At 69.7% G+C, this 12432-nt stretch carries 10 protein-coding genes; 1 reads left to right on the forward strand and 9 read right to left on the reverse strand.

Features of this window, described 5'->3' with window-relative positions; translation table 11 throughout:
* The first annotated feature begins 141 nt into the window (after positions 1-141).
* A complete protein-coding gene (locus ACIP6U_RS12425) occupies positions 142-693 on the forward strand; it encodes a GNAT family N-acetyltransferase (protein WP_401715574.1) in 552 nt (183 codons plus the stop codon).
* On the opposite strand, the gene ACIP6U_RS12430 is transcribed toward ACIP6U_RS12425, so the two are convergent.
* From ACIP6U_RS12430 to ACIP6U_RS12470, 9 genes are all read right to left on the reverse strand, one after another.
* Positions 682-2208 (reverse strand): TraM recognition domain-containing protein, encoded by a 1527-nt coding sequence (locus tag ACIP6U_RS12430; protein WP_401715576.1) that lies wholly within the window; start codon positions 2206-2208, stop codon positions 682-684. The two genes, ACIP6U_RS12425 and ACIP6U_RS12430, sit on opposite strands and share 12 nt — an antisense overlap.
* Positions 2209-2220: 12 nt before the next feature.
* The gene (locus ACIP6U_RS12435) at positions 2221-3648 is read right to left on the reverse strand and encodes an ATP-binding protein (protein ID WP_401715578.1); all 1428 of its coding nucleotides are present in this window, start codon (positions 3646-3648) and stop codon (positions 2221-2223) included.
* An 11-nt stretch (positions 3649-3659) separates the two neighbouring features.
* Positions 3660-5219, reverse strand: a complete 1560-nt coding sequence (locus ACIP6U_RS12440) for an SCO6880 family protein (protein ID WP_401715580.1) — start codon at positions 5217-5219, stop codon at positions 3660-3662.
* Positions 5216-6541 carry a hypothetical protein gene (locus ACIP6U_RS12445; RefSeq protein WP_401715582.1) on the reverse strand — a complete coding sequence of 442 codons (1326 nt, stop codon included), beginning with the start codon at positions 6539-6541 and terminating at the stop codon, positions 5216-5218. The genes ACIP6U_RS12440 and ACIP6U_RS12445 overlap by 4 nt, the downstream gene beginning before the upstream one ends.
* On the reverse strand, positions 6531-7361 hold the full coding sequence (locus tag ACIP6U_RS12450) for a hypothetical protein (RefSeq protein ID WP_401715583.1): 831 nt from the start codon (positions 7359-7361) through the stop codon (positions 6531-6533). The genes ACIP6U_RS12445 and ACIP6U_RS12450 overlap by 11 nt, the downstream gene beginning before the upstream one ends.
* A 117-nt stretch (positions 7362-7478) precedes the next feature.
* Positions 7479-7787: a hypothetical protein gene (locus tag ACIP6U_RS12455; RefSeq protein WP_280879441.1), complete on the reverse strand. Its 309-nt coding sequence runs from the start codon at positions 7785-7787 to the stop codon at positions 7479-7481.
* A gap of 361 nt (positions 7788-8148) precedes the next feature.
* Positions 8149-9462 (reverse strand): peptidase S8, encoded by a 1314-nt coding sequence (locus ACIP6U_RS12460; RefSeq protein WP_401715586.1) that lies wholly within the window; start codon positions 9460-9462, stop codon positions 8149-8151.
* Positions 9463-9838: 376 nt separating this feature from the next.
* A complete protein-coding gene (locus ACIP6U_RS12465) occupies positions 9839-11200 on the reverse strand; it encodes a peptidase S8 (RefSeq protein ID WP_401715588.1) in 1362 nt (453 codons plus the stop codon).
* A 257-nt stretch (positions 11201-11457) separates the two neighbouring features.
* Positions 11458-12423, reverse strand: coding sequence for a zinc-binding alcohol dehydrogenase family protein (locus ACIP6U_RS12470; RefSeq protein WP_401715590.1), 966 nt, complete (start codon positions 12421-12423; stop codon positions 11458-11460).
* Between the last annotated feature and the right edge of the window lie 9 nt (positions 12424-12432).

Genomic DNA, 12432 nt, shown 5'->3' on the forward strand with positions numbered 1-12432 from the left:
GGAAGCTAAGCCTTACAGCGCCGATGGTACTGCAGGGGGGACCCTGTGGGAGAGTAGGACACCGCCGAACAATTCTTGAGAAAACCCCCGTACCGGTTATTCGGTACGGGGGTTTTCTGCATTTCGGCTACCGTTGTCCGCATGAACTACAAGGTCCGTTCCATACGTGCCGACGAGTGGCCGGCGATGAAGGCGTTGCGGCTCCTCGCGCTGAAGGATCCGGTGGCGCATCTCGCCTTCCTGGAGACCTACGAGGAGTCCGTGGCGCGTCCGGACTCGTTCTGGCAGGAGCGTGCCGCCAGGAGTGCCGAAGGTCAGCTGGCGGCGCAGCAGTTCGTTGCCGAGGATCCTGACGGGGAGTGGGTCGGGACGCTGACCGTGCTGGTCGAGGAGGCCGGGGAGAAGGACTGGGCCGGCTTTCCGATCGAGCAGTTGCAGGGGCACGTGGTGGGCGTGTTCGTGCGGGCCGACCACCGTGGGATCGGTCTCACCGAGGTGCTCTTCGACGCCGGTGTCGAGTGGGCGTGGGCGCGCGGCGCCGAGCGGGTGCGGCTCATCGTGCACGCGGACAACGGGCGGGCCCAGGCCTTCTACCGCCGGGCCGGGTTCCTGCCGACCGGGCGGACCGTGCCGCTGGAGAAGAGTCCCGAGGACCTGGAGCTGGAGTTCGTACTGGAGCGGTCAGACGGGTAGTTCGTCGTGCGGCCAGCGGGCGCGGCCCTGTTCCCGGGAGCGGAGCAGGGCCAGGGTCGGCAGGCCCCGCTCCGCTCCGGTGGACAGCAGCTCCGGGAGCTGGGGAAGCGGAGCCACGGCGGCGACGTCGTCCAGGACGAGCGTCAGTGGTGGGTCGAGGCGACCGGAGGATGACCGTTCGGCCATGTGCCGGCCACGCTCGACCACGCTGGAGACGAGAGCCGTCAGGAGGGGCATCGCGCCCGGGTTCGTCCTGGGGTCCTCGATGGACTCCCCCACGACATAGAGCGTGCCCCCTTCGTCGATGAAGGAATCCAGGGCGAGCGCATCGCTTCGGTTGGGAGTGCAGGCCTCGCGGATGTTGACCGTGAAGAGCGAGGAGAGCGCGCGGCCGGTCAACTCCTGTGCCATGTCACGGCGTTCGGGATGCGCGGTGAGCGCGGCCTCGAGTTCGCCGGCGGAGCCGGAGGCCGCCTTGGGACTGGTACGGAGGATGCGGACCGCGTCCTGTACCTGGGTGCCCTGGGCCCAGCGGTGGACGTGCCGGATGGTGCGTCCGTCGACCGCGGCGGCGTGCAGATAGCTGCGCAGGAGCGTTTCGGCGGTGGCCGTCAGGGCCTGGTCCAGCTTGGCCGTCGGGCGGATCGGGGCGAGCAGGGCGACGGCCCGTGCCGCTGCCGTCGGCTTGTCCTCGCAGCCCATGGTGGGGGACCAGTGCAGGCGGGCCGGGGTGTCGCAGAGGTGGGCGGGGTCGTAGAGGTGGGCCGGGCCCAGTTTGGCGCGGGCGTCCTTGGTGTCCGACCAGACGGCGGGGTTCGAGGTGATGACGAGGACGGGGCCCTCCGCGTCCCGTACCGCCTGGGCCGCGGTGGCTCTGCGGTCCTCTCTGGGGGCCAGGAGGACTGTGGAGACGCCGGACGTCCGACTGCTGTCGAACAGGGGCTGTGGCGGCGCGAGGGGCTCCTGCACGGGTGCTTCCGCCGGGAACTTGGCCAGGGGCAGCGGGGCGGTCGGCTGCGCGGTGGCGGCCTCCACGGGGGCGGCTTCCACCGGGGCCGATTCCGCGCGGGGCGTGGGTACTTCGTATGCCTCCCGGTACGGCTCCCGTGGTTCCGGCGTCGTTGTCGCCGGTGTCGGTTCGGCCGTACGACGTCTCGCCCGGACCGCCCGCCAGCGGGCCACTGTGCCCATCACGAATACCGTCAGGACGAACAGGACCATCAACTGGCCGATGAACAGGCCCCAGAACAGTCCGTAGCCCGACAACTGGGCCGGCGGGGTGGTGGGCCAGGCCGCGGCGAGGTCGTGCGGTTGTCCCATGAGGTGCCGCATCGCGACCGGCGTGTTCGTGAAGGTGACCGCCGTCGGCCACGCGCCGTGGGCGAACAGGCCCGCGAGGCCCGTGGCCGACCAGACCAGCAGGGTCATGCCGAGGAGGAAGGCGAGTATGCCGATCAGCAGGCCGTCGGGGATGCCACCCTGGCCGTCCCGTCGGCGGTCGTCCGGTCTGACCACGTTCGCCTCCCGCTAGGCCACCGTCGACTCGGACGAGTCGTCGTAGTCGGCGAGGTGTTGTTCCACGAAGGCAGCGGCCCGCTCCTCCGCCTCCAGCTCGGCGGCGCGCAGGGCGTCGTCGGCGGCGAGCTGGTCGGAGGACGACTCCGTCATCGCGCGGTCGGTGAAGACCAGGGGGCGTTCCGTCTCCGTGATCAGGTGCTTGACCACCTGGACGTTGCCGTTGACGTCCCACACGGCGATGCCGGGGGTGAGGGTCGGGATGATCTCCACGGCCCAGCGCGGCAGGCCGATGACCCGGCCCGTGGCCCGTGCCTCGTCGGCCTTCTGGGCGTAGATGGTTCTGGTGGAGGCCATCTTGAGGATCGCCGCCGCCTCCTTGGCCGCCGCTCCGTCGACGACGTCGGACAGGTGGTGCACGACCGCCACGAAGGACAGACCCAGGCGGCGGCCGAACTTCAGCAGGCGCTGGAAGAGTTGGGCCACGAAGGGGCTGTTGATGATGTGCCAGGCCTCCTCAACCAGGAAGATGCGCTTCTTCCGGTCGGGGCGGATCCAGGTGTGCTCCAGCCACACGCCGACGATCGCCATCAGGATGGGCATGGCGATGGAGTTGCGGTCGATGTGGGACAGGTCGAAGACGATGAGGGGCGCGTCCAGGTCGATGCCGACGGTCGTCGGGCCGTCGAACATACCCCTGAGGTCACCGTCGACCAGGCGGTCGATGACGAGCGCCACGTCCAGGCCCCAGGCGCGTACGTCGTCTATGGCGACGTTCATCGCCTCCGCCGACTCCGGTTCCGGGTGGCGGAGTTGCTCGACGATGTCCATGAGGACGGGCTGGCGCTCGACGACCGTCTCGTTGACGTAGGCGTGCGCGACCTTGAGCGCGAAGCCGGAGCGCTCGTCGAGGCCGTGGCCCATCGCCACCTCGATGATCGTGCGGAGCAGCGCGAGTTGGCCCGTGGTGGTGATCGCCGGGTCGAGGGGATTGAGGCGGATCCCCATGTCCAGGGCGGCGGTCGGGTCCAGACGGATGGGGGTTATCCCCAACTCCTCCGCGATCAGGTTCCATTCACCGACGCCGTCCTCGCCCTGGGCGTCCAGGACGACGACCTGGCGGTCGCGGAAGCGCAGTTGGCGCAGCACGTACGTCTTCTCCAGCGCCGACTTGCCGTTGCCGGACTCGCCGAGCACCAGCCAGTGGGGCGCGGGGAGTTGCTGGCCGTAGAGCTGGAAGGGGTCGTAGATGTAGCCCTTGCCGGAGTAGACCTCGCGGCCGATGATCACGCCCGAGTCGCCCAGGCCCGGCGCGGCGGTCGGGAGGTAGACCGCCTGGGCCTGGCCGGTCGAGGTGCGCACCGGCAGGCGGGTCGTCTCGATCTTGCCGAAGAGGAACGACGTGAAGGAGTCGGTGAGGACGGACAGCGGATCCCGCATGCTTATGGCCCCTACCTTCGAATGCCGGTGGCGAACGGGAGGGTGTTCACAAAGGCGCGGTGGTGCTCGCGATCGCACCACTCCAGCTTCAGGTACGACTTGCCGGCGGAGGCCCTTATCGTGCGCTTGTCGCGCGCGAGGGCCTCGGGGTTGCGGGAGGAGACGGTGATGTAGCCGACCAGGTTGACGCCGGCCGCGCCGCTGGCCAGGTCCTCGCCGCGCTGGTCGATGCGGTTGTGGGCGGCCACGTCACGGGGGTCGACGGTGCGGTTCATCTTGGCCGCGCGGGAGGCCTCGGCGTCGTCGTTCGTCTTCTCGGTCAGCATGCGCTCGATGGCGACCTCGGTGGGTTCGAGGTCCATCGTGACGGCGACCGTGCGGATGACGTCCGGGGTGTGAACCAGCAGCGGGGCAAGGAAGTTGACGCCCACCGGGGTCATCGGCCACTCCTTCACCCAGGCGGTGGCGTGGCACCAGGGGGCGCGGGTGGAGGACTCGCGGGTCTTGGCCTGGAGGTAGGTCGGCTCCATGGCGTCCAGCTCGGCCGGCCAGGCGTTGCGCTTGGTCATCGCCTGGATGTGGTCGATGGGGTGGTCGGGGTCGTACATGGAGTGGATCAGGGAGGCGAGACGGCCCTGGCCGAGGGGCTGTCGTACGCGGATGTCGGCCTCCTGCAGACGCGAGCAGATGTCGGTCAGCTCGCGGGCCATGACGACGGCGAGGCCGGCGTCCCGGTCCACCTTGCGCCCGTTCTGGGGCCTCGCCGCGCGGGCCATCGCGTGGGCCTCGGCGGAGAGTTCGCGGTTGAAGTGCATGCAGGCGACCAGGTACGCGCGGTGCTGCTCGCTGCTGGTGGACACCATCGACTGGAGCTGGTCGTAGGACTGGGCCAGCCAGGGCAGTGCCTTCTCGTCGCCGCGCATCGCGACGTCCTTGGCGTGGGCGTCCGGGTCGGCGGGGAGGGTGCGGGCGAGCATCTGGATGCGGGTGACGAAGCCGTCGCCGTTGGCCACGTGCTTGAGCAGGGTGCCGAAGCGGTCGACGAGGGCTTCCTGGTCCTCGCTGTCGCGCAGGCCGACGCCGGGGCCCTCGATCTCGATCGCGGCGGTGACGGTGCGGCGGTCCGCGTGCAGCAGTACGGCGATCTCGTCGGGGCCGAAGGGGGCGGCCAGCCAGTTGATGCGGCCGATGCCCGGGGGCGGGCCGATCTCGACCTCGCGGCCGTCGTACTGCGTGCCGGCCTCCATGACGGAGGACCGGTAGGTGGTGCCCCGCTTCAGGCTGCGCTTGTAACTGCGGTTGATCTCGAACCACTTGTAGAACGTGCGGTGCTTGTACGGGACGTAGACCGCGGCGAGCGCGACCAGTGGGAAGCCCATCAGCAGCACGATGCGCATCGAGAGGACGGGGACCAGGAGCCCGCACATCATGCCGAGGAACGCGCCCGCGATGATGAGCGCGATCTCGCCGGACTCGCGGTTGCGGCCGACGATCGCGTTCGGCCGGGCGCGGCCGATGAGATATGTACGGCGGGGCGTGACCGGATGGGACAGGTGGGACTCGGTCGTCAACGCCCTTCACCTCCCGTGCGGTTGGAGCTGCTGTTGCCTGCGTGCGGGGTGTTCACCGGGCTGGCCGAACGGGGTGCGGGTGCGGCGGAGGGGACAGATCCGCCGCCACCACCGTTCGGGGTCCGGGTGCTGTGTGCGGCCACGCCGCCGCTGACCGGGTTGGCCGGGCGGGAGCCGCCGCCGGAGGACTGGGCGCCGCCTCCGCCGTCGTTCGCGCGGGCGCTGTGCGTCTTGATGCCCTGCGCGACCATGGTCGCCGGGGAGCTGATGACCGCGGCGGCCTTGCCCTCGGCGCCCTGCATGATGCGGTTGTTGCGGCCGTTGGCGATCTCGTCGCCGAAGCCGGGGACGAAGCGGTAGATCATCGCGCTGGCGAAGATGGCGAGCAGGATGATCGCGAGGCCGGAGACGACTGCGGAGAAGGAGTCGGGGCCGTTGTCGGAGGACAGGGCGCCGGCCAGGCCGAGCACGATCACGATGACCGGTTTGACGAGGATGACCGCGATCATGATGCCGGCCCAACGGCGGACGTGGCCCCAGAGGTTCTTGTCGACCAGGCCCGCGTAGACGACGGTGCCGAGCAGGGCGCCCACGTAGAGCAGGGCGGCCCTGATGACGAGCTCCAGCCAGAGCACTCCCGCGGCGAGGATGCTGACCAGGGAGACGACGATCAGCATGATCGGGCCGCCGCCGATGTCCTCGCCCTTGCTGAGGGCGCCGGAGAAGGTGCCGAAGAACGTGTCGGTCTGGTTGCCGGTGGTCTTGGCGAGGACGTCGGTGACGCCGTCGGTCGCGGAGACGATGGTGTAGAGGATGAGCGGTGTGAAGGCCGACGCGAGAACTGTCAGCCAGAGGAAGCCGATCGCCTCCGAGATGGCGGTGGTGAGCGGCACTCCGCGCACGGCTCGCTTGGCCACGGCCAGCAGCCACAGCAGGAGGGTCAGGATCGTCGACGCGGCGAACACGACGGCGTACTGCTGGAGGAACTTGGCGTTCGTGAAGTCGACGTTCGCGGTGTCCTTCACGGCGGCACTGAGCTTGTCGATGGTCCAGGAGGCGGCGTCGGCGCAGCCCTTTGCCAGGGAGGAGAGCGGGTCGAGGGTGCCGGTGGGGTCGAGGGAGGTGGAGCCGCCGGTGCCCTTGTCGTTGCTGCCGCGTTCGCAGTAGTCCTTGGCGGGGCCGTGGATCAGGTCGCAAGGATCATTGCTCGTCGTGGGCGTTGGCGTAGGTGCGGCGAAAGCACGCGTGGCGAGAAGGACCGCGGAGGTCTGGACGACGGTGAAGATGGCGGTCAGCCTGAGAAAGCGCCGGTTAGCGGGCATACGTGAACCCTCCGTACTCCTCGACGGCCTTCGCCATCTCGTCGGCACTGGAGGCCCTGTCGTCGCCGGGTACGGGCGCCGGGCCTTCCTTCTGAGAGTGCGTCACGATCTTCCAGTCGCCGCCGGTCCATTCGAGCTGCATCGAGATGGTGAACCAGCTGTTTGTGACCGGGTTCGTGGACCCTTCACCAGCGAGGCCGAGGAGGCCGCTGCACCAGACCTCGACGGTCGCGTTGTTCTCGGAGGACGTCGTGACCTTGGTGCCGATCGGGCTTGTACGTGACACGAAGGTGTAGCCGGACGGGGTGGAGCCGTTCTCGTTCAGGCCCACGTTCTTGTTGAAAGCCGGTGTGTAGGCCTGGTCGAGCCGCGACTCGAAGTCCGAGACCCGGGAGGGCGTGATGATCGTCTGCAGGATGGCGTCCCGCTTGGCCTTGTTGAACATCTCGGCCGAGCCCAGCGCCACCGAGTAGTTCGCCGCCGCGCTCTGCGCACCCGTTCCGTCGTGGGTGTAGCCCGTCGGGATGCCGGCCGCCTTCCCCTGTACGGCCTTCTCCCCGCTCGCTGCCGTCGTCGACGTCTCCGGCTTGTCGCCTGCTCCGGTCGAGGAAGGGGTGTCGTCGCCCCCCCTGTTCGCGAATGCGATCGCTGCGATCAGGAGGACCACCACGCCGACCACCGTGACCAGGCTGCGGGACGACGAGCGGCCGCCTCTGCGGGCGCCGCCGTAGACGTCGCTGGTGCCCTCCGGGAGTCGTGTGCGGGTCTGACCGGTGCCGCCGTAACCCCCGGAGGGCTCGTGGTCGTCTCCGAGACTCATGCCGCGTACGCCCTCTCCACCTCGTAGACATACGACGGTAGCCGTGCTGGAGTCCGCGCGGACGCGGAGTGATGACTCGACATCAGGGAGAAGCAACCTCAGGGGGAGGGACGCCTGCTAGACGGCCATGCCGTACACGATGGTGAAGAGTGTGCCCAGGGAGCCGATGATGAAGACGCCCGTGAGACCGGCGATGATGAGGCCCTTGCCCTGTTCCGCGCTGAAGGTGTCCCGGAGGGCGGTCGCGCCGATGCGCTGCTTGGCGGCGCCCCAGATGGCAAGGGCGAGGCAGAGCAGGATGGCGACCGCCATCACCACCTCGATCATCACCTTGGCCTCGTTGCCCAGGCTGCCGAAGGGGCCCCAGTCCGGAGCGATCCCGCCGATGATGGTGTTGATGTCTCCCTTGTCGGCCGCAAAGAGCATGTAAGTCACCGCCCCTGTTCGGTAGTTCCGGTTCCGCGGCCCCTGCCATGGCGCAGAGGTCAGGCTCATTCTCGCCGACAATGGTGCCGTCGTATGTCGACTTGACGGCATTGGTTGGCGGGTTTCGTACGAATAGCTCGTACCGTCACTCTGTGTATCACGGCAGGTCACGCCGGGCAATGAGGCCTGAGCGAAACCTGTCGTGAGGTTCCGTCGTTGACCCCTTCTATGACCAGGGCCGTTTCTGACGGTCGGTCGGGTGAGCGGTCGCGCCGATGTTCTCCGGGTGAAGGGTATCCCGGCATGGCGAACGGGCCACGGCTGGTCGCCGTGGCCCGTTCGGTGACGGAGGGTCAGTCGGTCAGCCGGTGAAGGCCGATACGCCCTCCGGTGTGCCCAGGCCGGTCGGGCCGTCGTATCCCGACTGGGCGGTGCACAGGTAGGTGGTGGTGCAGGTGCCGTTGTTGCCGGAGGTCACGTCGTTCAGGGCCGAGGTGCCGGCTTTCGCGTAGGGGAAGGAGGCCGGGTAGGAGGACGTGGACGGGGTGCCGGCCAGGGCGTAGACGCCCGCGATGATCGGGGACGAGGCGCTGGTGCCGCCGAAGGTGTACCAGCCGGCCGTGATGCCGTAGGAGTCGTAGACGGAGACTCCGGTGGCCGGGTCGGCGACCGCGGAGACGTCCGAGATCGTGCGCCTGGTGCAGCCGGTGTCGGTCTGCCAGGTCGGCTTGGTGTCGTAGGCGGAGCAGCCGGAGCCGGTGCCCTCGGAGCTGCTGGTCTTCCAGACCGTCTCGCTCCAGCCGCGGGTGGTGGAGGTGGCCTTGGCCAGGGCCGTGCCGCCCACCGAGGTCACGTACTTGGAGGCCGCCGGGTACTCGGCGCCGTAGCCGCTGTCGCCGGCCGAGACGGTGATGGCGACGCCCGCGTGGTTGAAGTACGAGGAGTCGTAGGAGGTGTCCGAGGAGGACTCGGAGCCGCCGTAGCTGTTGGAGACGTACTTCGCGCCCAGGGTGACCGCGCGGTTCACCGCGGTGCCGAGGTTGGCCATGGTGGCGGAGGTCGCCTCGACCTGCAGGATGTTGCAGTTCGGGCAGACCGCCGAGGCCATGTCGAGGTCGAGGGAGATCTCCTCGGCCCAACCGGTGTCCGACGCGGGCAGGGAGGTGGTGGAGCCGGTCTGACTGACCTTCTTGAAGCAGCCGTTGGCGGTCGTGCAGGCCGAGAGGCCGTAGTACGAGCGGTAAGTGGCCAGGTCCGCCTCGGCGTTGGGGTCGTTGTAGGCGTCCACGATGGCGATGGTCTCGCCGGCGCCGTTGGAGGCGGCCGCGGAGGTCAGGCCGTAGGCCGACTGGAGGTCGGTGGGGCCGTAGCCGGACGGGGTGGCGGCGTCGGCCGCCTTGGGCGTGATGCCCGTTATTTTGGCCTGTTCTTTTTGGTGGGCGGTGAGGCCGCCGGTGACCCGGTAGGAGTCGCAGGCGAGTTCGCCCTTGTGCTGGGGCGTGGCACAGGGGGTCGCGGTCCAGGTCGCTTTCGCGGCGGTGGCCGAGGGGGCCGCGTCGGCCTGGGCGGCGGTGCCGAATCCGGCGAGGAGCAGTGCGGCCGTGGCCGCTGCGGCGGTGCCGAGCCGGCGCCAACCGCTGCGCGCGGACGGTCTGTCGGGGGGAGTGGAACGCATCGTGCAGCCTCCTGATGTTCCTTGGTGGGGTGGAACAGGGGCGGTGCGGGTGCGAAGCCGTCGGTGTGGGGTCCGGCGGCGGGCGGCGGCCTGCGACGACGATGCGCTTGTTGAGTACGCGACAACAAGGGCGATCTGGAATCCTGACCTCCGCCTTACCGAACCGGTGCCGGCGAATGGATCGCGGGTGACGCGCACTTGACCCAACTCACAGGTGGATCAAGGGAGAACGGGTGGTCGGGGCAAGGGAGAACGGGCCGCGGCCGGCTGCCGTGACCCGTTTCCCTTCCGATGCCGCCGAGGAGTCCCCACGTACTCCCCTTCAGGCGGCTCCCCGTGACCCGACGGGGAGGTGCTGTCGTCCTGCGAGAGCCGCTCAGCCGGTGAAGGCGTCCAGGCCCTGAGGGGTGCCCCAGCCGGTCGGGCCGTCGTAGCCCGACTTCGCGGTGCAGAAGTAACTCGTCGAGCAGGTGCCGTTGTTGCCGCTGGTGACGTCGTTCAGGGCCGAGGTGCCGGCCGCGTTGTACGGGTACTGGGCCGGGTAGTCGCTGCTGCCCGGAGTGCCCGCGAGGGCGTACACCGACGCGATGATCGGGGACGAGGCGCTGGTGCCGCCGTAGGTGTTCCAGCCGGTGCCGTCGGCGCCGTAGGAGTCGTAGACGGAGACTCCGGTGGCCGGGTCGGCGACCGCCGAGACGTCGGAGATCATGCGCTTGGTGCAGCCCGTGTCGGTCTGCCAGCTGGGCTTGGCGTCGTAGGCGGAGCAGCCGGAGCCGGTGCCCTCGGTGGAGCTGGTCTTCCAGACGGACTCGGTCCAGCCGCGGCTGTTGGACGACGTCGACAGCTTGGTGCCGCCGACCGAGGTGACGTACTTGGACGCGGCCGGGTACTCGGCACCGTAGGCCTCGTCGCCCGCGGAGACGGTGATGGCGACGCCCGCGTGGTTGAAGTACGAGGAGTCGTAGGAGGTGTCGGAGGAGGACTCCGAGCCGCCGTAGGAGTTGGAGACGAACTTGGCGCCCAGCTTGACCGCCTCGTTCACCGCCGTGCCCAGGTTGGCCATGCTCGACGACTTCGCCTCGACCAGCAGGATGTTCGCCTTCGGGGCGATCGCGGAGACCATGTCGAGGTCGAGCGAGATCTCACCGGCCCAGCCGCTGTCCGCGGTGGGCAGCGAGGTGGTGGAGCCCGTCTGACTGACCTTCTTGAAGCAGCCGTTGGCCGTCGTGCAGGCCGAGAGGCCGTAGTACGAGCGGTAGGTGGCCAGGTCCGCCGCGGCGTTCGGGTCGTCGTACGCGTCGACGATGGCGACCGTCTCGCCCGCGCCGTCGGAGGCGGACGCGGAGGTCAGGCCGTAGGCCGACTGGAGGTCGCTCGGGCCGTAGCCGGTCGGCGTGGCCGAAGCGGCCTTGGGGGAGACCGACTTGGGCGTTACGCCCTTCTTCGCGGCCTGCGCCTCCTGGAAGGCGGTGGTGCCGGAGGTGACGCGCAGGGCGTTGCAGGACGCGTAGCCCTTGGCGGGGGTGGCGTCACAGGCCGAGGTGTACGTGACGTGGGCCTTGGCGACCGCCGCGGCGATCTCCTTGGCACTGACCTTGTGCGCGGCGGGAGGTGCGGCGCTCGCGTGCACCGCGGTGCCGAGGCCGGCCAGGACGAGCGCGGTGGTGGCCGCGGCGGCCGAGCCGATGCGGGTCCATCTGGCGCGTATGTGGGGGGAGTTGGGCGTTGACGTACGCAACGTAAAGCCTCCTGGGAGGGGTGGGCAGAGGCCTGCGGTGGGGGGACTGCCAGGGGTTCCCGGCAGGGGCGGCGACCCGCGTAGACCATTGCTTGTTGAGTACGCGACAAACAAGACAGGTTTCGGAATCCTGACTTCCGCATTACTGAAGGAGCCTGTGGGCTTACTGATCAATGGCTGGGCGATGGAGGGTGAATGGGGGTGACTTGACCCTGCGCACAGCCGGGACACAGGGGAGTGGGGGTCGGTGTCGTGAGTCAGGCACCGGGTGTCAGCACGATCCGTTGGCCGGGGGCGGTGGGGGCGCCCCACGCCTTCTCGACCTCGGAGAGCGGGACGGTGAGCGGGTCCACGGCGAAGGCGCCGGACGTGATCCGCTCGGCCAGGGAAGGGAGTTCGGCGAGGATGCCGGCGGTGCTGACCGAACCCTGGCCGCTGCCCATGATCCGCAGGTCGGCCGCGCGCAAGTAGGCGGAGGGCAGGGTGAGTTCGGTGCCCACCATGGAGCCGATCTGAATCCACGCGAGGGTCTTGGCGCGGTCGGGGCGGGCGGTGAGGAGGGCGGGCATCGCCTGTTCGGCGACCGGGCCCCAGACGTAGTCGATGACGACGTCCGCGTCGGCGGCGGTGCGGGCGAGGTCGGCGGCGACCTGGTCGGGGGCGGCCGCCAGGGAGACGGTCTCGTCGGCGCCCAAGTCCGGCAGCAGGGCGAGGCGTTCGGGGTCGCGGCCGGCGGCGACGACGTGCGCGGCGCCCAGATGCTTGGCGATCTGGACCGCGAGCCGGCCCGCGCTGCCGGTCGCGCCCAGCACCAGGACGCGGGCGTCGGACGGCAGCGTGACGCGGCGGCGCAGGGCGACCCAGGACGACATCGCGGGGTTCATCGCGGCGGCCACGGCGATCGGGTCGGTGCCCGGCGGCAGCGCGACGGCTCGGCGCCGGTCCACGACGGCCTGCTCGGCCATCGTGCCGGGGGCGCCGTCGGGGGCGACGAAGTAGAGGAGCCCGCCGTCGGGGGTGCGGCCGACCGCGTCGATGCCCGGGATCAGGGGGAGGGCGCCGTCGGAGGTGTAGTGGGTGCCGTCGGCGGTGGAGCGGACGCGGGGGTGCAGTCCTGCGGCCAGGACGTCGACGAGGACCTGGTGCTCGCCCTCGGGGCGGGGGGTGTCGACGGTGTCGTAGCGGGGCGGGGTGGCGAAGGAGTGGACGACGGCTGCGTGCATGAGGGGCTC

It is taken from the genome of Streptomyces sp. NPDC088794 (assembly GCF_044750545.1).
Lineage (GTDB): Bacteria > Actinomycetota > Actinomycetes > Streptomycetales > Streptomycetaceae > Streptomyces.